The 19,433-nt window shown below is 53.2% G+C and carries 18 protein-coding genes; 7 read left to right on the top strand and 11 right to left on the bottom strand.

Features of this window, described 5'->3' with window-relative positions:
• Nucleotides 1–27 precede the first annotated feature (27 nt).
• Nucleotides 28–1,719 (bottom strand): amidohydrolase, encoded by a 1,692-nt coding sequence (locus FDX11_RS11020; RefSeq protein WP_137397904.1) that lies wholly within the window; start codon nucleotides 1,717–1,719, stop codon nucleotides 28–30.
• 28 nt (nucleotides 1,720–1,747) lie between these two features.
• Nucleotides 1,748–2,338 carry a TetR/AcrR family transcriptional regulator gene (locus tag FDX11_RS11015; RefSeq protein WP_137397903.1) on the bottom strand — a complete coding sequence of 197 codons (591 nt, stop codon included), beginning with the start codon at nucleotides 2,336–2,338 and terminating at the stop codon, nucleotides 1,748–1,750.
• Nucleotides 2,339–2,410: 72 nt separating this feature from the next.
• Between FDX11_RS11015 and bdcA the strand changes: the two genes are divergently transcribed.
• Nucleotides 2,411–3,124, top strand: a complete 714-nt coding sequence (bdcA, locus tag FDX11_RS11010; protein ID WP_137397902.1) for an SDR family oxidoreductase — start codon at nucleotides 2,411–2,413, stop codon at nucleotides 3,122–3,124.
• A gap of 46 nt (nucleotides 3,125–3,170) precedes the next feature.
• On the opposite strand, the gene kdsA is transcribed toward bdcA, so the two are convergent.
• Genes kdsA through hemA form a run of 6 tightly spaced genes read right to left on the bottom strand, consistent with a single transcriptional unit; the run spans nucleotide 3,171 to nucleotide 8,476 of the window.
• A complete protein-coding gene (gene kdsA / locus FDX11_RS11005) occupies nucleotides 3,171–4,025 on the bottom strand; it encodes a 3-deoxy-8-phosphooctulonate synthase (protein ID WP_038641145.1) in 855 nt (284 codons plus the stop codon).
• A gap of 35 nt (nucleotides 4,026–4,060) precedes the next feature.
• Nucleotides 4,061–4,870, bottom strand: coding sequence for an invasion regulator SirB1 (gene sirB1 / locus FDX11_RS11000; protein WP_006684256.1), 810 nt, complete (start codon nucleotides 4,868–4,870; stop codon nucleotides 4,061–4,063).
• 3 nt (nucleotides 4,871–4,873) lie between these two features.
• Entirely contained in the window at nucleotides 4,874–5,266 is a 393-nt protein-coding gene (sirB2, locus tag FDX11_RS10995) for an invasion regulator SirB2 (protein WP_079223840.1), read from the bottom strand.
• Nucleotides 5,263–6,096 (bottom strand): peptide chain release factor N(5)-glutamine methyltransferase, encoded by an 834-nt coding sequence (gene prmC / locus FDX11_RS10990; RefSeq protein ID WP_137397901.1) that lies wholly within the window; start codon nucleotides 6,094–6,096, stop codon nucleotides 5,263–5,265. Before prmC ends, sirB2 begins: the two co-directional genes overlap by 4 nt.
• Nucleotides 6,096–7,178, bottom strand: coding sequence for a peptide chain release factor 1 (prfA, locus tag FDX11_RS10985; RefSeq protein ID WP_003020786.1), 1,083 nt, complete (start codon nucleotides 7,176–7,178; stop codon nucleotides 6,096–6,098). Before prfA ends, prmC begins: the two co-directional genes overlap by 1 nt.
• A gap of 41 nt (nucleotides 7,179–7,219) precedes the next feature.
• Nucleotides 7,220–8,476, bottom strand: a complete 1,257-nt coding sequence (gene hemA / locus FDX11_RS10980) for a glutamyl-tRNA reductase (RefSeq protein ID WP_137397900.1) — start codon at nucleotides 8,474–8,476, stop codon at nucleotides 7,220–7,222.
• 211 nt (nucleotides 8,477–8,687) lie between these two features.
• On the opposite strand from hemA, the gene lolB reads away from it, so the two are divergent.
• The 4 genes from lolB (at nucleotide 8,688) to dauA (ending at nucleotide 13,179) form a co-directional block, all read left to right on the top strand.
• Nucleotides 8,688–9,311, top strand: a complete 624-nt coding sequence (gene lolB / locus FDX11_RS10975) for a lipoprotein insertase outer membrane protein LolB (protein WP_032939657.1) — start codon at nucleotides 8,688–8,690, stop codon at nucleotides 9,309–9,311.
• Nucleotides 9,308–10,159 carry a 4-(cytidine 5'-diphospho)-2-C-methyl-D-erythritol kinase gene (ispE, locus tag FDX11_RS10970; protein ID WP_137397899.1) on the top strand — a complete coding sequence of 284 codons (852 nt, stop codon included), beginning with the start codon at nucleotides 9,308–9,310 and terminating at the stop codon, nucleotides 10,157–10,159. The genes lolB and ispE overlap by 4 nt, the downstream gene beginning before the upstream one ends.
• Nucleotides 10,160–10,424: 265 nt before the next feature.
• Nucleotides 10,425–11,372 carry a ribose-phosphate diphosphokinase gene (gene prs, locus FDX11_RS10965; RefSeq protein WP_001518537.1) on the top strand — a complete coding sequence of 316 codons (948 nt, stop codon included), beginning with the start codon at nucleotides 10,425–10,427 and terminating at the stop codon, nucleotides 11,370–11,372.
• A gap of 124 nt (nucleotides 11,373–11,496) precedes the next feature.
• Entirely contained in the window at nucleotides 11,497–13,179 is a 1,683-nt protein-coding gene (gene dauA / locus FDX11_RS10960) for a C4-dicarboxylic acid transporter DauA (protein WP_072014732.1), read from the top strand.
• 100 nt (nucleotides 13,180–13,279) lie between these two features.
• Here the strand turns inward: dauA and FDX11_RS10955 are convergent, their stop codons facing one another.
• Nucleotides 13,280–14,743, bottom strand: a complete 1,464-nt coding sequence (locus FDX11_RS10955; protein ID WP_137397898.1) for an aspartate aminotransferase family protein — start codon at nucleotides 14,741–14,743, stop codon at nucleotides 13,280–13,282.
• A 15-nt stretch (nucleotides 14,744–14,758) separates the two neighbouring features.
• Nucleotides 14,759–16,144, bottom strand: coding sequence for a diaminobutyrate--2-oxoglutarate transaminase (locus tag FDX11_RS10950; RefSeq protein ID WP_042307938.1), 1,386 nt, complete (start codon nucleotides 16,142–16,144; stop codon nucleotides 14,759–14,761).
• Between the two features lie 608 nt (nucleotides 16,145–16,752).
• Between FDX11_RS10950 and lysC the strand changes: the two genes are divergently transcribed.
• Entirely contained in the window at nucleotides 16,753–18,114 is a 1,362-nt protein-coding gene (gene lysC / locus FDX11_RS10945) for a lysine-sensitive aspartokinase 3 (protein WP_137397897.1), read from the top strand.
• Nucleotides 18,115–18,237: 123 nt separating this feature from the next.
• On the opposite strand, the gene ychH is transcribed toward lysC, so the two are convergent.
• Nucleotides 18,238–18,519, bottom strand: coding sequence for a stress-induced protein YchH (gene ychH, locus FDX11_RS10940; protein WP_003833480.1), 282 nt, complete (start codon nucleotides 18,517–18,519; stop codon nucleotides 18,238–18,240).
• 274 nt (nucleotides 18,520–18,793) lie between these two features.
• Between ychH and pth the strand changes: the two genes are divergently transcribed.
• A complete protein-coding gene (pth, locus tag FDX11_RS10935; RefSeq protein ID WP_016153302.1) occupies nucleotides 18,794–19,378 on the top strand; it encodes an aminoacyl-tRNA hydrolase in 585 nt (194 codons plus the stop codon).
• The last annotated feature ends 55 nt before the right edge of the window (nucleotides 19,379–19,433 follow it).

Genomic DNA, 19,433 nt, shown 5'->3' with positions numbered 1-19,433 from the left:
CTTCAGGGCCGTTTTCTTTTACCGCGTTTATTGCTCCGGATAAACCTGTTGGCCATCGACAAACGTTAATAACGATTCCGTTTGATGCAATTTGTCTGGCGGAATAGCCATAATATCTTGATTCAGCACCGCAAAATCGGCGAGCTTACCGGCCCGCAAACTTCCCCGTTGCTGTTCGGCAAAAGCGAGCCAGGCGGCATTTCGGGTATACATTTTTAACGCATCTTCCCGGCTTAACTGGCGCGAGTCATGGCGTATCGAGCCGTCGAGTGCTTTACCTGTGACATGATATTCAATGGCATGCCACACTCCCGCAACGCCAATCCGCGTCGCATCTGTACCGCCGGCAACGATTACCCCCTGCTCTAACGCGGGTTGAACTGGCGATGAGAGTGCCGCCACCGTTTTATCATTTGCGCGTTCGATGGCGGGAGATTCAAAATATGGCCCCATCTGGACAGAATAGGCCAAGCCGAGTTTCTTCATGCGGGTAATTGTTTCTGGCGTACCGGTATTGAGATGCGCAATAGACCAGCGTAACGGAGCAATGTCATACGATTTAGCCACCTCGCTAATGAGATCTAAAATCGCATCTGCACTGTCATCGGTATAGGCATGTATTTCTACGGCAACCCCTTCCTGGGCGGCAAGCTGGAGCACCTTAAATTGTTCTTGTTGGGATTGTGCAGAAGACTTAAATCCAGATGACATCCGTACGCCGTCATTCATTGCCATCACCAGGCTTTCACCGAAGCCCAGAAAGGCTATTCTGCCGTCATCGTGTATTGCCGGGCGAAATGCCAGACGTTGTTTAAACCATTCCGTTTCATTACCAGGCGGTGCGGATAAACGATATCCAACGCGTATCCTGAGAGGTTGCTGCTGCTGAAGTTTAAAGAAATCACGATAAGCTTGCTCATGCCCGGCAGAAGGATCGATAAACCCGACCACACCGCGTTTATTTAAATAACGAACAAAGGCGTTAAGGTTCTTTTCAACATCGGAAGTCTGGCTAATCTGGGCGAAAAGCTGGTTAAAACTGCCAATGGTCCCGCGCAATTTCCCCGTTGCCAGCCCTTTGTCATCGCGTTCTATCACGATCCCTGCCGGAACATCCGGCTGTGAACTATTAAGTTTTAGGGTCTCGATAGCCTTTTGATTTAACAGGGCATAGTCATAAAGGCTTTGTATATACGCAGGATGATGAGGCACCGCCTGATTCAGTTCCTGAACCGTCGGATCCCGTTTTTCAGCAAATTGTTCAGGTATCCATGAGCCAGCCACCGCCACCCATTGCGCAGTATTTTTCTGTGCCGCAGATTGCGACAATTTATTTAACGCATCGGGTAAATTTTTAGTATCAAACCAGTAGGTTTCAAATAAAAACGTCCTCCCCCCCCGAATGCCATGCAGATGCGCATCAATTAATCCCGGAATAACGGTTTGCCCCGTCAGATTGATTTCCTTCGTGTTCGGTCCGGACCATTTTTTCACCGTTTCATTATTACCCACCGCAATAATATGGCGCCCTTTTACCGCCAGCGCCTGCGCGTTGGGTTGTTGTTCATCCATGGTAATCAGCTTGCCGTTATACAAAATAACATCGGCCCTGTCCTGAGAATGCACCAGAAATGAAGTTCCAATCAGAATTGCGGCCAACGTTGCGTTGCGAATAGCCGGAGGGGGAGTATTAAAGCAAAGTCCCAGTTTACCCATCATATTTATCTACCTTTTCACGTGATGAAAATCAGGAAAGCTGATGCAGCACCGCCAGGCTGGCGATGTGTGCGCTGGATAGCAAACGTTCGAGCGTATGCCCGCAACGGGCTTTTCCCGACAGACCGAGCATCGTGGTACTGACATAATCGGTCAGGCTGTCAGCCACTTCGGGATGGCGCGCGGCGATAAAGTCATGAATTTTACATTCCGCAACCGAGTAGAAAGTCCTTGCCACCTGCCGTGCCTGCGGATCGTTGCTATGCGTGCCCTCCAGAACCAAACAACCAGGCGCATGCGGATCCGCGGCGTAGCGTCGCGCCGCCTCTTCAAGCAATGCAGTAAGGCACTCGGCAACCGGTCTGTCAGAACGCAAAATGTCATCAAACGGGATCGCATCGGTTTGTACATAGCGACCAAGCACGCGTTCATAAAGACCGATTTTGTTCCCAAAAGCGGCATAAAAACTGGGGGGCTTGATGTTCAGGGCCTGCGTAACATCCGCTACGCTCACAGCGTCGTACCCATGCGCGTGAAATAAGGGCTGTACTTTGGCAACAGCCAGTTCCGGATCAAAATTACGTGGTCGCCCTGGGGCGCGAGAAAATTTTGTAGTGCTCATTACATATCCATTGACAGAAAACCATGCACCCATTATATATCGATCACTACATAATTGCTCAAGGAGTATCTCATGTCCCCATTTAACGGCAAGTCAGTTCTGGTTCTTGGCGGCAGTCGTGGGATTGGCGCGGCTATTGTGCGCCGTTTCGCCGCAGATGGCGCAGCAGTGACCTTTACCTATTCAGGCTCCGCAGACGCAGCAAAAGCGCTTGCGGATGAAACAGGGGCCAACACGGCGCAAACAGATAGCACCGATCGCGATGCCGTCATTAACCGGGTACGGGAAAGCGGCCCGCTGGATGTGTTAGTGGTGAATGCAGGAATTGTGCTGTTCGGCGACGCACTGGAGCAGGATCCCGATGACGTTGAGCGCCTGTTCCGCATTAATATCCACGCCCCCTGGTACGCGGCAGTCGAGGCGGCACGACAAATGCCTGATGGCGGACGGATTATCATTATTGGTTCAGTAAACGGCGATCGTATGCCAATTGCCGGTATGGCTTCCTACGCGTTAAGTAAGTCTGCTCTGCAAGGCCTGGCACGAGGGCTGGCGCGTGATTTAGGCGCACGCGGTATTACGGTCAACGTGGTGCAACCGGGTCCCATTGATACTGACGCTAATCCAGCAGAAGGTCCATTGAAAGAGCTGATGCACAGCTTTATGGCGCTAAAACGACACGGTCGACCAGAAGAGGTGGCCGGAATGGTTGCCTGGTTGGCAGGTCCGGAGGCCGGGTTTGTGACGGGAGCTATGCATACCATTGATGGGGCGTTTGGCGCCTGACAGTAATAACAGGCCGGAGACAAATGCCCCGGCCTGTTCAGCTGTCTTAGTTCTCAGTATCGAGCTCGTCGAAGCTTTTCACCAGGTCATCAATCGCTTTAATCTGCGTGAGGAACTGTTCCAGTTTCGCCAGCGGCAGTGCGGATGGGCCATCGCATTTCGCATTGGCTGGATCCGGATGCGCTTCAATAAACAGGCCTGCCAGACCTACCGCCATGCCCGCGCGCGCCAGTTCGGTCACCTGGCCACGACGGCCACCGCTTGCGGCGCCAAACGGGTCGCGGCACTGCAGCGCATGGGTGACGTCGAAAATCACCGGCGAGTTGCCGGAGACCTTTTTCATCACGCTAAAGCCCAGCATATCCACGACCAGGTTGTCATAACCGAAGTTTGCGCCACGGTCACACAGGATAACCTTATCGTTACCGCCTTCATGGAATTTATCCACGATATTACCCATCTGACCCGGGCTTACGAACTGCGGTTTTTTCACGTTGATAACAGCGCCGGTTTTCGCCATCGCTTCCACCAGATCGGTCTGGCGAGCGAGGAATGCCGGCAGTTGAATCACATCCACCACATCAGCAACAGGCTGTGCCTGGCTGGCTTCGTGAACGTCGGTGATCACTTTTACGCCAAAAGTTTGCTTCAGTTCCTGGAAGATTTTCATCCCTTCTTCAAGGCCCGGTCCACGGTAAGAGTGGATGGAAGAACGGTTGGCTTTATCAAAGGAGGCTTTGAACACGTAAGGGATACCCAGTTTTTGAGTAACGGTTACGTAGTGCTCACAAATGCGCATCGCCAGGTCGCGGGATTCCAGCACGTTCATTCCGCCAAACAGCACGAACGGCAGGTCATTTGCCACGTTGATGTCGCCAATGCTAACCACTTTTTGTTTCATAGGATCGCCTTAAACGGTAGGTAAAGTGTCATTAATCAATGCAATACAATTTGTTTGTGCGAAATCGTATTAATCTGCGCACGAATCATTTCGCTGATCGGGTCTTCCGGACACTGCTCAACGAAATAACTTAAATCTGTCAGCGCAACATGTTCACACTCCAGTTGCGCATATATCAATCCCCGATCGCGTATTTCATACGGATCTTCAGGATTAAACTGCAATAATGCTTCACTGGCACGCAGCGCCAGTTCCATTTGCCGCTCTTCCATCAGCGATGATTTCAGCGTGTCGAGCAGTTTACGGATCACTTCTGCGTTATCCGCTTCGTCCAGATCTTCATTAAACAGTTCCGCGACCGGGCTGATATTTCCCTTCAGCCACACTTCCAGCGTGTGTTCATTTAACGTTTCGCCATTGAACGGATTGATTAGCCACATTTCGCCATCGAGCGATTCAATGCGCAGGATGAGTTGTGTCGGGAAAATCACCGGTACCAGCGGTAGATCCAGTCGGTTGGCAATCCACAATAAGATCGCGCCCAAAGACACCGCACTGCCCTGACGATTTTTCAGAACCTGGTCGAGCCATAGTGCATCAGAAAGACGATAGACGCCGTGGGTGTCCGTAAACCCCCATTCGCCGTAAAAAAGTGCCAGCAGTTTTTCCAGTTGCTCATCCTGAGACAGGAGCTGGCTAATTTCTTCTTGCGCCAGACTGACCAGACGTTCCAGTTCGTCATAGACAGTTTGTGTTGGAAAATCCAGACGGATAGACTCCGACGCCAGGATCATCCCATCACACAATGGCGCTTTATTAAATTCGAAATCAGCTAACGACCTCATGACTTACCCCAGTAACGGTATTTTTGTGGTGGCGAGTTTAATGATGATGTACAGCACCACCAACGCCAGCGGAAATGCGACTAATCGCGCCTGCTGGCTGCGCGCCCGACGGTAATCGAGCGCAATAAAACCCAAAACGATGTAAATGATAACCCCAAACAGCTTTTCAGTCAGCCATGTCCCTTGTTCGGTGAATGGCAGGATGTGCGTTTTCACCATTAACGCTACACCGCTGAGTAATAAAACGGTATCCACCACCGGCGGCACAATGCGCGTCCAGCGGGCACGGGCTAGACGCGCGTCGGTGTAACGCCACCAAAAACGCAGCGTCAGCAGACTAACAGAAAGCGCAATGCTGATGAGATGAACGTTGAGTAACAGACTGATGGTACTCATGATGGGAGGCGTCCAAGCGTAATTCGCTCGTTACCGCCGTAATCACGGCAGGTTTCAACCGCCAGATAACCCGCGCGAGTAAAGGCATCGCGCACGGCCTCGCCCTGCTGCCAGCCATGTTCCAGCAAAAGATAGCCGCCGGGCGTTAACACGTGCTGAGACTGGTCAATAATATGGACGATATCCGCCAGCCCCTGATCGCCCGCCACCAGCGCCGACAGCGGCTCAAAGCGCACATCGCCCTGTGCCAAATGCGGATCCTGTTCGTCGATGTACGGCGGATTGCTGACAATCATGTCAAACTGCTGCCCCTGCAAAGCGCTAAACCAGTCGCTTTGCAGCACGTTAACATTGTCGATAGCCAGGTGCTGTGTATTGCGCATAGCCAGCGCCACAGCATCCGGCATCCGATCAACCGCCGTCACGGTGCAATCCGGACGCTCGGTTGCCAGCGCCAGCGCAATCGCGCCCGTACCGGTTCCCAGATCGAGAATGCGACATGCAGAGGATGGCAGGCGAGCCAGCGCCTGCTCCACCAGACACTCGGTATCCGGACGCGGAATCAGCGTGGCTGGAGATACAAACAGCGGCAGCGACCAGAACTCGCGCACGCCGGTTAAGTGCGCCACGGGTTCGCCCCGCTGACGCCGCTCCAGTAACGTATTGAGCTGCTGACGCTGCGTCTCGGTTAACAGCGTTTCACCGAAAGCCAGAATAAAGGTGCGCCCCTTGCCGGTAACGAACTCGAGTAAAATCTCGGCGTCACGGCGCGGGCTTTCGCTTGCCTGTAATTGGCTTATCGCTTCACGCAGCCAGTGCTGATAGTCCATTAATCCTGCTCGGACAACGCCGCCAGTTGATCGGCCTGGTATTCCTGGACAATTGGCTCAATGAGCATATCCAGTTTACCTTCCATCGCTTCATCCAGACGGTAGAGCGTCAGGTTAATGCGGTGATCGGTCACGCGCCCCTGCGGGAAGTTGTATGTGCGGTTGCGATCGCTGCGATCGCCGCTGCCCAGCAGGTTGCGACGCTCAGAGGCTTCCGCCTGTTGACGCCTTGCCACTTCGGCCGCACGAATGCGCGCCCCCAGCACCGACATCGCTTTCGCTTTGTTTTTATGCTGTGAACGTTCGTCCTGACATTCCACCACGATGCCGGTTGGCAAGTGGGTAATACGGATTGCGGAGTCGGTGGTGTTAACGTGCTGCCCCCCTGCGCCAGATGAGCGGAAGGTATCAATACGCAGATCGGCCGGGTTGATGTCCGGCAGTTCAGCATCCGGCAGCTCCGGCATAACCGCGACCGTACAGGCGGAGGTATGAATACGGCCCTGTGATTCCGTCGCCGGTACGCGCTGCACGCGATGACCACCGGACTCAAATTTCAGTCGGCCGTAAACGCCTTCGCCGCTGATCTTGGCAATAACTTCTTTAAAACCGCCATGCTCGCCTTCGCTGGCGCTCATGATCTCAACCCGCCAGCGGCGCGATTCAGCGTAACGACTGTACATACGGAACAGATCGCCAGCAAATAACGCGGCTTCATCACCGCCGGTTCCCGCCCGCACTTCAAGGAAGGCGTTACGTTCGTCATCAGGATCTTTCGGTAACAGCAGAACCTGCAGATGTTGTTCCAACTGTTCACATTTCTCTTTTGCTTCGCGCAGTTCATCCTGCGCCATTTCACGCATTTCAGGATCGTCGAGCATCATCTGAGCTGTCTCGATATCTTCCTGAACCTGTTGCCAGTCCGTAAAACAGCGCGATACATCGCTTAATTGCGCATATTCGCGCGACAGTGCACGAAAGCGGTCCTGGTCTGCGATAGTACCCGCATCGCCGAGCAGCGCCTGAACTTCTTCATGACGTTCATGCAGGGCTTCCAGTTTGGCAACGATAGAAGGCTTCATAGGCGTAAATGCACCCTGTAAAAAATAAGATTGGTGTGTTGCTACTCCAGCCCGAGGCTGTCGCGCAGAATATTCAGGCGTTCACTATCCCCGTCACGGGCGGCCTGTTGAAGTGATTTGGTTGGTGCGTGGATCAGACGGTTAGTCAGTTTCCAGGCCAGATCATGCATAATGGCTTGCGCATCACCGCCCTGTTGAAGAGCGGCCAACGCTTTGGCGGTCAGTTCATCACGGATCTGTTCTGACTGACTGCGATACTCGCGGATAGTGTCACTTGCGCCCTGGGCACGCAGCCAGGCCATAAACTCGCTGGTTTCCTGCGCCACGATCGTTTCGGCTTCCACGGCCGCCGCTTTGCGCTGGGCCAGGTTATGCGAAATGATGCTTTGCAGATCGTCAACGCTGTACAAGTAGGCGTTGGACAATTTGCCCACTTCCGGCTCGACATCGCGCGGTACGGCGATATCCACCAGCAGCATAGGCTGGTTACGACGGTTTTTAAGCGCACGCTCTACCATTCCTTTACCGATAATCGGCAGCGGACTGGCGGTTGAACTGATAATGATATCGGCATCCTGCAAGCGGGCATCGATATCGCTCAATGAAATCACTTCAGCGCCGACTTCATCCGCCAGCACCTGCGCGCGTTCACGCGTACGGTTAGCGATGATCATCTTCTTCACTTTGTGTTCGCGCAAATGACGCGCGACCAATTCGATGGTCTCGCCTGCGCCGACTAACAGCACGGTTACCGTGGAGAGCGATTCAAAGATCTGCCGCGCCAGCGTACAAGCGGCAAAAGCCACGGAAACAGCGCTGGCGCCGATATCAGTTTCGGTACGGACACGTTTAGCGACAGAGAACGATTTCTGGAACATGCGCTCCAGCGCACTGGCGTTCTGGTGGCCTTTCTGCGAATCCGCAAAGGCTTTTTTAACCTGTCCCAAAATCTGCGGCTCGCCGAGCACCAGCGAATCCAGACCACTGGCAACGCGCATCAGATGGCTGACGGCGTCATTGTCCTGATGCCAGTACAGGCTATTGCGCAGGTCTTCTTCATTAAGGTTATGGTATTCACACAACCAGCGAATCAGTGCTTCTTGCAGGTTGTCCTGCTCTTCCACGCTGAGGTAAATCTCTGTGCGGTTACACGTCGACAGCACTACCCCGCCCTGCACCATTGGCAGCGCTTGCAGGCTGTCCAGCGCCTGATCGAGCGTATCCGGCGAAAACGTTACGCGTTCTCGCAGCGATACAGGTGCCGTTTTATGGTTAATACCAAGCGCTAAAAGGGTCATGTGAGCGGGAATAGTACCAGCGTTGATAAGGTTAGACTGGGTGCATCATACAGGATGCGTGCCGTCAATAAAAGAGACTGCCCCCTTTTGGAGTAATAGCTTAGCGCACAAATTTAAGCGATTTAAGATAACTTGAACGTAGACGATGTCAGATGGTGGCGCTAGCATTGAGAGTTATAACTGCAACGTATCTCAAGGATTTGTCATCATTATGACCCTGCCTGATTTTCGCCTGATTCGCCTGCTGCCCCTTGCAGCCCTGGTTCTTAGTGCCTGTACCCTCAACGCACCGAAAGGTCCCGGCAAAAGCCCCGATTCCCCGCAGTGGCGCCAGCACCAGCAGGAAGTACGCGCCCTGAACCAATATCAGACGCGCGGTGCGTTCGCTTATATCTCCGATCAACAGAAAGTGTATGCCCGCTTTTTCTGGCAGCAAACCGGACAGGATCGCTATCGTCTACTGCTGACTAACCCGCTGGGCAGCACGGAACTGGAACTCAATGCGCAGCCGGGCAACGTTGAGCTTGTCGATAACAAAGGCAAGCACTACACCGCCGACGACGCCGAAGAGATGATTGGTAAACTGACTGGCATGCCTATTCCGTTGAATAGCCTGCGCCAGTGGATCCTTGGCCTGCCGGGTGACGCCACCGATTACAAGCTCGACGACCAATATCGACTGAGTGAAGTGAACTACAGCAAAGACGGTAAAAACTGGAAAGTGGTCTATAGCGCCTACGACAGCAAAACGCAGCCTGCGATGCCAGCCAACATGGAGCTGTCCGACGGCTCCCAGCGTATTAAGCTGAAAATGGATAACTGGATTGTGAAATGATGAGCCATTGGCCCTCTCCGGCAAAACTGAATCTGTTTTTATATATCACCGGGCAGCGTGCGGACGGTTACCACACGCTACAGACGTTATTCCAGTTTCTCGACTATGGCGACGAGATTGGCATCAATCTGCGCCACGATGGCGAAATACACCTCCTAACCCCGGTGGAAGGCGTTGCGCATGAAGATAACCTGATCGTGCGCGCGGCGCGTTTGCTGATGAAGACAGCGTCGACAAGCGATCGCCTGCCCGCAGGAAGCGGCGCGGACATCAGTATCGAAAAGCGTCTGCCTATGGGTGGCGGCCTGGGCGGCGGTTCGTCAAATGCGGCCACCGTTCTGGTGGCGTTGAATCATCTCTGGCAGAGTGGGCTTTCGGTTGATGAACTGGCGGCAATCGGCTTGACGCTGGGGGCGGATGTTCCCGTGTTCGTGCGCGGCCACGCGGCTTTTGCCGAAGGCGTGGGAGAAATTCTGACGCCGGTCGATCCACCTGAAAAATGGTATCTGGTCGCTCATCCGGGAGTCAGTATTCCAACGCCGGTCATTTTTAACGATCCTGACCTCCCGCGTAACACGCCAAAAAGGTCAATAAAAACGTTACTAAAATGTGAATTCGGCAATGATTGCGAGGTTATCGCAAGAAAACGTTTTCGCGAGGTTGATGCGGCGCTTTCCTGGCTGTTAGAATACGCGCCGTCGCGCCTGACTGGTACAGGGGCTTGTGTCTTTGCTGAATTTGACACAGAGTCTCGTGCTCGCCAGGTGCTTGAGCAAGCCCCGGAATGGCTCAAAGGCTTTGTGGCGAAAGGCGTCAACCTCTCCCCTTTGCATAGAGCGTTACTCTAAATCATTCGGGTTTCAGGAAGATGGCGAGATGACGGAACACCTGGCGCATACAACAGTATGTGCTGGTGTGAGGAATTAACGCCAACGCACATGAAACCCGAAGGATGAAGAGTAAACCGGGCAAGCTGAGTTGCGGTGACAACGTCACCCTGTTCCAGACGTTGCATCGCGCTCTTTAATACACCGCATGGAGAGGATACTGCCTGGCCCGCACAGTTTTCGGCAGATTCTTTCCACCAATGGACGCATGCCTGAGGTTCTTCTCGTGCCTGATATGAAGCTTTTTGCTGGTAACGCCACCCCGGAACTAGCACAACGTATTGCCAACCGCCTGTACACTTCACTCGGCGACGCCGCTGTAGGTCGCTTTAGCGACGGCGAAGTCAGCGTACAAATTAATGAAAATGTACGCGGTGGTGATATTTTCATCATCCAGTCCACTTGTGCCCCTACTAACGACAACCTGATGGAATTGGTCGTTATGGTTGATGCGCTGCGCCGTGCTTCCGCAGGCCGTATCACCGCCGTTATTCCTTACTTCGGCTATGCACGTCAGGATCGTCGCGTACGTTCCGCTCGTGTACCGATTACCGCTAAAGTCGTCGCTGATTTCCTGTCCAGCGTTGGCGTTGACCGCGTCCTCACCGTTGACCTGCATGCTGAACAGATCCAGGGCTTCTTTGACGTACCGGTTGATAACGTATTCGGTAGCCCGATCCTGTTAGAAGACATGCTGCAACTGAACCTGGACAACCCGATCGTGGTTTCTCCGGACATCGGTGGCGTCGTGCGTGCCCGTGCTATCGCTAAACTGCTGAACGATACCGATATGGCTATCATCGACAAACGTCGTCCGCGTGCGAACGTTTCTCAGGTGATGCACATCATTGGTGACGTTGCAGGTCGTGACTGCGTGCTGGTTGATGACATGATCGATACCGGCGGTACGCTGTGTAAAGCAGCAGAAGCACTGAAAGAACGTGGTGCAAAACGCGTATTTGCTTACGCAACCCACCCGATCTTCTCAGGTAATGCGGCAAACAACCTGCGCAACTCAGTGATTGATGAAGTCGTTGTCTGTGACACTATTCCACTGACTGACGAAATCAAAGCGCTGCCAAACGTGCGTACATTGACCCTGTCGGGTATGCTGGCCGAAGCGATTCGTCGTATCAGCAACGAAGAATCCATCTCTGCTATGTTCGAGCATTAATCGAGCCCGGCTCAAAAACCCGCTGCGGCGGGTTTTTTTATCTGTAATACTTATTTGTATGACTTTTGCCTACTTCACCTGCCATTTAGTTGACAGATGATGCGCTCATGGATGAAACATTATTGTGAACAGATTATTTTCCTCACATGTGATGCCTTTCCGCGCCCTCATCGACGCTTGTTGGAAAGAAAAATATACCGCTTCTCGCTTTACCCGTGACCTGATCGCCGGGATAACCGTGGGGATCATTGCCATTCCGCTGGCAATGGCCCTGGCAATAGGGAGTGGCGTTGCGCCGCAGTACGGTCTGTATACCTCCGCCGTCGCTGGGATTGTTATCGCCCTCACCGGGGGGTCGCGCTTTAGCGTCTCTGGCCCAACCGCCGCTTTCGTGGTGATCCTGTATCCGGTCTCGCAACAGTTTGGGCTGGCAGGCCTGCTGGTTGCCACGCTCATGTCCGGGATATTTCTGATCCTTTTCGGCCTCGCCCGCTTTGGTCGCCTGATCGAATATATTCCCGTGTCGGTTACGTTAGGCTTTACGTCGGGTATTGGTATCACCATCGGTACCATGCAGATTAAAGATTTCCTTGGCCTGCAAATGGCCCATGTACCGGAGCACTACCTGCAAAAAGTTGGTGCGCTGTTTATGGCCTTGCCGACCATCAACTTCGGCGATGCCGCCATTGGCGTTGTAACGCTGGGGATCCTGATTTTCTGGCCTCGTTTGGGGATCCGACTACCGGGCCACCTTCCTGCACTGCTGGCAGGCTGTGCGGTAATGGGGATTGTGAACCTGACCGGTGGTCACGTTGCGACCATCGGTTCCCAGTTCCACTACATTCTGGCTGACGGCTCACAGGGTAACGGTATCCCGCAGTTGCTGCCGCAACTGGTATTACCGTGGAATATGCCCGAGTCAAACTTTACCCTGAGCTGGAGTTCGTTACAGGCGCTGTTACCGGCAGCCTTCTCAATGGCGATGCTGGGGGCAATTGAATCTCTGCTGTGCGCCGTCGTCCTCGACGGCATGACCGGCACCAAGCATAAAGCCAACAGCGAGCTGATTGGTCAGGGGCTGGGTAACATTGTTGCGCCGTTCTTTGGTGGTATCACCGCCACGGCGGCAATTGCCCGTTCTGCGGCCAACGTCCGCGCCGGGGCAACCTCACCCATTTCTGCGGTCATCCACGCGATTCTGGTGATCCTGGCGCTATTGGTTTTAGCGCCGCTGCTTTCCTGGCTACCGCTTTCCGCCATGGCCGCACTGCTGCTGATGGTGGCATGGAACATGAGTGAAGCCCACAAAGTGGTGGATCTGCTGCGTCATGCGCCAAAAGACGACATCATCGTCATGCTGATGTGTATGTCGCTGACGGTGCTGTTCGACATGGTTATCGCCATCAGCGTCGGGATCGTTCTCGCCTCTCTGCTGTTTATGCGTCGAATTGCGCGCATGACGCGGCTGGCGCCAGTCAACGTTGATGTAGCAGACGATGTTCTGGTGCTACGCGTCATCGGCCCGCTGTTCTTTGCCGCGGCGGAGGGATTATTTACCGATCTCGAGTCGCGCATTGCGGGTAAACGCATTGTGGTATTGAAGTGGGACGCAGTCCCGGTGCTGGATGCCGGTGGTCTGGATGCCTTCCAGCGCTTTGTTAAACGTCTGCCGGAAGGTTGCGAATTACGTATCAGTAACCTGGAGTTCCAGCCGCTACGTACTATGGCCCGCGCGGGTATTCAGCCTATTCCAGGACGCCTGACGTTCTTCCCGAATAAAGACGCCGCACTGGCGGACATCAGCTGACGCCCAGCCCGACCCGGCGAAGCGCCCCGGGCTACACATGACAGGCAAAAAAATGGCTCCCGTGAGTGGGAGCCATTTTTATATCAAGCTTATTTATTGCTTACGCTTTCAGCAGTTGCTCAGCCGTCGCCTTCACGCTCGCCAGCAGGACTTTCACATCCTCCAGGCACACCGTTGGATTCAGCAGCGTCAGCTTCAGGCAGGTGACGCCATCAGCTTCGGTGACGCCGACGTTGGCGCTACCGGAAGCCAGCAGCACGTCGCCAATACGCTGGTTGAGCAGCGCAATGAACGCAATGTCATCGCTTTGCGGACGGAAGCGGAACAGCACGCTTGCCAGCTGCGGCTCCATCACCAGTTCCAGATGCGGCTGCGTTTTCACAAACACAGCCACATCGCGCGCCAGCGTCACGCCGTTATCAATGATTTCGGCATACTGCTTTTTGCCCAGCGCTTCGAGGCCCATCCACAGCTTCAGTGCGTCAAAACGACGCGTGGTCTGCAGCGACTTCGATACCAGGTTCGGTACGCCGTGTTCTTCATCGAAATCAGAGTTCAGGTACGCCGCCTGATAGCGCATCAGCTCATAGTGACGCGCGTCTTTTAACAGGAACGCGCCGCAGCTGATGGTCTGGAAGAACTGTTTGTGGAAGTCCAGGGTTACGGAATCCGCCAGTTCGAGACCGTTCAGGAAGTGACGATACTTCTCAGACAGCAGTAACGCCCCGCCCCATGCCGCATCCACGTGCATCCAGATCTGGTGCTCTGCCGCCAGCGCCGCAATATCCGCTAACGGATCGATAGCGCCTGCGTCGGTGGTGCCGGCCGTGGCGACAATCGCCATCACCTGCTCGCCGTTGGCTTGCGCCTGGGCCAGCTTGGCTTTCAGGTCAGCCAGGTCCATGCGTGAGAACGCATCGGTCTTCACCTGAGTAACGGAACGGTAGCCCAGCCCCATCAATGCCATGTTTTTCTGTACGGAGAAGTGTGCGCTTTCAGAGCAAAACACTTTGATTTTGCTCAGGTCGCCGGTCAGACCATTCTGCTGAATGGAGTGTCCCTGGCGAGCAAAGAACGCGTCGCGCGCCAGCATCAGCCCCATCAGGTTACTCTGGGTGCCGCCGCTGGTGAACACGCCCGCGTCGCCCGCCGCATAACCTACCTGCTCACGCAGCCATTCAATCAGTTTGATCTCAATGATGGTCGCGGATGGGCTCTGGTCCCAGGAGTCCATGCTCTGGTTGGTGGCGTTGATCAGCACTTCCGCCGCCTGGCTAATCACCAGGCTTGGGCAGTGCAGGTGCGCCACGCACTGCGCATGGTGAACCAACAGGCTGTCTTTGAGAAAGTATTCAACCGCACGCTCAATAGCGGCCTGGTTGCCCAGGCCCTGAGACGTAAAATTCAGGTTGATACGTTCGCGCAGCTGTTCAACGGTTTTGCCCTGATACATCTCAGGCTGCTTCAACCATTCAACGACCGCTTGCGTACTCTGCTCGATAGCGTCCTGATAGGCGGCAATGCTCTGCGCCGAGCCGGACAGAATCGGGTTTACGTCTGACATTCGCTCCAACTCCGTTTAAACCGGCTTCACGCCAGCACCCAGCAGGGCGTTTTCGAATTTATCGAGGAACACTTCCAGCTCAGCGTTAGTGATCAGCAGAGACGGCAGCAGGCGCAGTACGCAACCGTTACGGCCGCCACGCTCCAGAATCAGCCCGTTTTCGAAGCATTTTTTCTGCAGCAGCGCGGACAGCTCGCCATCGGCCGGGTAGCAGCCCATGTGATCCTGCGCTTCGTTCGGCTTAACAATTTCAATACCGATCATCAGACCCAGACCGCGTACCTGGCCAATCACCGGATAGCGTTTCTGCAGGTCGGTCAGTTTGCCTTTCAGCCACTCGCCCTGAGCGGCAACTTTATCGGCAATCTTGTCGTCTTTGAGGATTTTCAGTGTTGTCAGACCGGTGGCCATCGCCAGCTGGTTGCCGCGGAAGGTACCGGTATGGTGGCCCGGAGCCCACGCATCGAACTGCTTTTTAATGCCCAGTACCGCCAGCGGCAGACCGCCGCCAACCGCTTTGGACATCACGATGATGTCTGGCTCAATACCGGCGTGTTCGAAGGCGAACAGCTTACCGGTACGCGCGAAGCCAGCCTGAACTTCATCGATGATCAGCAGAATGCCGTGTTCCTGAGTCACTTTACGAATACGCTGTAACCATTCGACCGGCGCCGGGTTCACGCCGCCCTCGCCCTGCACGGCTTCGAGGATCACCGCAGCCGGTTTACGCACGCCGCTTTCAACGTCGTTGATCAGGTTTTCGAAGTAGTAAGTTAATGCTTTCACGCCAGCTTCACCGCCAATACCCAGCGGGCAGCGGTACTGATGCGGATACGGCATAAACTGCACTTCCGCCATCATGTTGCTGACGGCTTCTTTCGGCGACAGGTTACCAGTCACGGACAGCGCGCCGTGGGTCATCCCATGGTAGCCGCCGGAGAAGCTGATAATGCTGGAACGGCCGGTCACTTTCTTCGCCAGCTTCAGCGCCGCTTCAACGGCATCTGCGCCAGACGGCCCGGTGAACTGCAGGCAATACTCTTTGCCCTGGCCCGGCAATAAAGACAGTAAATAAGATGAAAATTCATCTTTTAACGGCGTGGTAAGATCAAGCGTATGTAACGGTAAGCCGCTTGTGATGACACTTTGAATGCTCTGGAGCACTTCAGGATGATTGTGACCGAGCGCCAGGGTACCGGCACCTGCAAGACAATCAAGATATTGATTATTTTCTACGTCAGTAATCCAGACGCCCTGCGCTTTGGCAATCGCTAATGGCAGTTTACGTGGATAGCTGCGGACATTAGATTCAAACTCAGCCTGTCTTGCTAAAAAGGTATCATTGCTCTGCGGTAATGAATTAGCACTTAAAGTATCAATACGGACTTTATCCGTCATCATATCACTCCTACAACCAGGTGTAGATTAACGCCTGATTGAATAAATGGTTATAAGGATTACCTGTAAAAAAGCGCGGCTAATATATGTTGTTTTAGCACTGGACTCAATCATTTATTTTACGTCGCCTTAAATGAGCATTTTTACCTTAAAATTCAAAGCATAAAGCACATCCCGCATTACGAAATCATAAACAAATATAGCTATTTATTTTACAATGCTGTAGCCAGTTGCAACCTGTACGATGTAATAGAAACCATGAGGTTTTCATGTTTTTATTATTTTTTTACATGTTTTTACTATTAATAATGTGCGCGTTTTTTCTTTACGACATGATTTTTCACTTATTTTTCGATAAATCGAATAAAAAAGTCGATCCCTAAATATAAATCACTTAGTATGGCGCGCTTATTTACAGGCTATGTAGATAAATTTAATGCGCAGCACCCGGTAACGCGTACAGGCGACACGCGTTATCGACAACAGGAATTCCCTGGGTTGTCAGCAGAAATGTTCGCGGGCGGACATTTCGTAAGGCGAACGTCGTTCCCTTATGCCGAGAATGAAAATTTTCTAGCCATACTTTTATGGCGCCCTGATATGAGATTGTTATGACTCGCATTTATCCACCATCCGTCGTTGCCAAATTTGGCGGCACCAGCGTCGCTGATTTTGATGCGATGAACCGCAGCGCCAGCATTGTTCTTGCTGATCAAGATGTCCGTTTAGTCGTTCTGTCTGCTTCAGCAGGCGTGACAAACTTACTGGTCGAGCTTTCTGAAGGTCTGGAAACGCATCAACGATTAGATAAGCTTGAGACGTTACGCGCCATCCAATACAACATTATTTCCCGCCTGAAGCAGCCGTCCGTTATCAGCACGGAAATCGATAATCTTCTCAACAATATACGCCGCCTTGCAGAAACGGCGACGGTTTCACCATCCGATGCGCTAAGCGATGAGTTAGTCAGCCACGGCGAACTGATGTCCTCTTTGCTGTTTACTGAAGTATTACGTGAACGACACGCCGAAGCCGGGTGGTTTGACGCCCGCAGCGTGATGCGTACCAACTCGAACTACGGCTGCGCTGAACCGGATCTCAGCACCCTGCACCACCAGGTGGAGACTCATCTGCGCCCGCGTCTTGAGCAGGCTATTATGGTTACCCAGGGATTTATTGGTCGCGATGCAGGCGGACATACCACGACGCTGGGACGCGGCGGGAGTGATTACACCGCCACGCTACTTGGTGAAGCACTGCACGCCGCACGCGTGGACATCTGGACCGACGTTGCCGGGATCTACACCACCGATCCGCGCATTGCGCCACGGGCCAAACGGATCGACCATATCTCATTTTCCGAGGCCAGCGATATGGCCGCCTACGGTGCGAAGGTTCTTCACCCGGCTACACTGCTCCCGGCAATGCGGAAAAGCATTCCGGTCTTTGTTGGCTCAAGTAAAGATACGGCCGCCGGTGGTACGCTGGTGCACAACACCACCGATAATCCACCACGTTATCGGGCACTCGCCGTGCGCCGTAAACAGACGCTATTACGATTACACAGTTTGCAGACACAACCGCCCTGTGCTTTTCTGGCGCAGGTATTTGCCATTTTATCCCACCATGCGGTAGCAGTGGATTTGGTCACGACATCAGAAAATTGTATTGCGCTGGCGCTGGACGCCACTCATGCGACATCGGGTGAGGACCATATACTAACCACAGCATTGTTTACCGCATTGTCATCCCACTGTCGGGTGGAAGTGGAAACCGGACTGGCATTAGTCACTTTGGTGGGCAATAAACTTACCCAGGCTGCGGGAGTTTGCAAAGATGTTTTTGCCTGGCTCGAAGAGCATACGGTTCGCATGATTTGCCATGGGGCGTCAAACGATAACCTGTGCATTCTGTTACCGGCTGACGCGGCGGATAGCGTGGTTAAGGCGTTACATTATCGATTATTCGAATAACGCCTCTTCAATTGCGCAGCAATGATGAGTGCATTTTATCCGGGATATGCGTGAACAAGCAGAGGACTGGTTTTCAACCAGGACTCTGCCTGCAAACAGTGGCACTCGCAGCGGAGAGACTATTTAGTTGTGACGATGATTGGTATCACCGCGACGGCAGCGTTTGTCATAATGACGTACCCACCAGTAACGGTCACTAATTTGTTCGTGCCCGCCGACTCTGGCCCCCGCTAACCAGAGAACACCGCCGACAAAAATACTGAGCACAGCACCATGCGCGAAAAACTGTGGCAAATTAAATTGCGGCAGTTGGTTTAAAATAGAGTAACCAACACCACCCACCATCACCACCAACCCTAAAGCCATGAGCACGTTACCGAGTAACGAAGCGTTTTTGCGTTTCATGTGTCACCTCCGGAACTTTGGGTTGTTACAGGGAATACCCCTAATCCTTATGTGTAAAGTATAGACAACACTGCCGTTCGCAAGTGCGGGAGCGATCACAATTACAAACACCCGCGCAACAAAACTTTACAAATAAGCTACTGAACACACTCAATTTCTAATAGTCCAGTTTCGCAATTATTCGATTTTCGAGGATAAGCATGCTGTTTTTTGTCAAGCGCAGCGCCAGACAGTAAACTACCCGTCGTTTATAGATACACTCAGGACAAAACACGTGACGATTAAATTGATTGTCGGTCTGGCGAACCCCGGCGCAGAGTATGCGGCAACGCGGCACAACGCCGGCGCATGGTATGTTGATCTACTGGCAGAGAGATTACGCGCTCCCCTGCGCGATGAGCCGAAATTCTTCGGCTACACCTCCAGGGTTACGCTAGAAGGCGAAGATGTCCGCCTGCTGGTGCCGACCACATTTATGAATCTGAGCGGCAAGGCCGTTGGCGCGATGGCTAGTTTTTATCGCATCAATCCCGATGAAATTTTAGTTGCACATGACGAACTAGACCTGCCGCCAGGTGTTGCCAAATTTAAGCTTGGCGGTGGTCATGGCGGACATAATGGCCTGAAGGACATCATCAGCAAGTTAGGCAATAACCCTAACTTTCATCGTTTACGCGTTGGAATTGGCCATCCGGGCGATAAAAACAAAGTTGTCGGGTTTGTTTTAGGCAAACCACCTGTTTCTGAACAGAAGTTAATTGATGAAGCGATTGACGAAGCGGCCCGTTGTACCGAGATTTTGTTCAAAGATGGCCTGACTAAAGCAACGAGCCGGTTACATACCTTTAAAGCGCAATAAGCAGCGATGTGCGGCATTTTGCTCGCGTGCTGTGTATAATAGGCAGAGTTATTTA

This window comes from Citrobacter sp. wls714 (genome assembly GCF_005281025.1).
GTDB lineage: Bacteria > Pseudomonadota > Gammaproteobacteria > Enterobacterales > Enterobacteriaceae > Citrobacter > Citrobacter werkmanii.
This window is presented reverse-complemented; position numbering and strand designations above follow the sequence as displayed.

Coding starts and splice junctions, on each gene's coding strand:
- prfA (WP_003020786.1), bottom strand. CDS start 7,178: ATGAAGCCTTCTATCGTTGCCAAACTGGAAGCCCTGCATGAACGTCAT.
- sirB2 (WP_079223840.1), bottom strand. CDS start 5,266: ATGAGTACCATCAGTCTGTTACTCAACGTTCATCTCATCAGCATTGCG.
- FDX11_RS11020 (WP_137397904.1), bottom strand. CDS start 1,719: ATGATGGGTAAACTGGGACTTTGCTTTAATACTCCCCCTCCGGCTATT.
- lolB (WP_032939657.1), top strand. CDS start 8,688: ATGACCCTGCCTGATTTTCGCCTGATTCGCCTGCTGCCCCTTGCAGCC.
- sirB1 (WP_006684256.1), bottom strand. CDS start 4,870: ATGAGGTCGTTAGCTGATTTCGAATTTAATAAAGCGCCATTGTGTGAT.
- ispE (WP_137397899.1), top strand. CDS start 9,308: ATGATGAGCCATTGGCCCTCTCCGGCAAAACTGAATCTGTTTTTATAT.
- ychH (WP_003833480.1), bottom strand. CDS start 18,519: ATGAAACGCAAAAACGCTTCGTTACTCGGTAACGTGCTCATGGCTTTA.
- lysC (WP_137397897.1), top strand. CDS start 16,753: ATGACTCGCATTTATCCACCATCCGTCGTTGCCAAATTTGGCGGCACC.
- hemA (WP_137397900.1), bottom strand. CDS start 8,476: ATGACCCTTTTAGCGCTTGGTATTAACCATAAAACGGCACCTGTATCG.
- FDX11_RS10955 (WP_137397898.1), bottom strand. CDS start 14,743: ATGTCAGACGTAAACCCGATTCTGTCCGGCTCGGCGCAGAGCATTGCC.
- bdcA (WP_137397902.1), top strand. CDS start 2,411: ATGTCCCCATTTAACGGCAAGTCAGTTCTGGTTCTTGGCGGCAGTCGT.
- prmC (WP_137397901.1), bottom strand. CDS start 6,096: ATGGACTATCAGCACTGGCTGCGTGAAGCGATAAGCCAATTACAGGCA.
- kdsA (WP_038641145.1), bottom strand. CDS start 4,025: ATGAAACAAAAAGTGGTTAGCATTGGCGACATCAACGTGGCAAATGAC.
- FDX11_RS11015 (WP_137397903.1), bottom strand. CDS start 2,338: ATGAGCACTACAAAATTTTCTCGCGCCCCAGGGCGACCACGTAATTTT.
- FDX11_RS10950 (WP_042307938.1), bottom strand. CDS start 16,144: ATGATGACGGATAAAGTCCGTATTGATACTTTAAGTGCTAATTCATTA.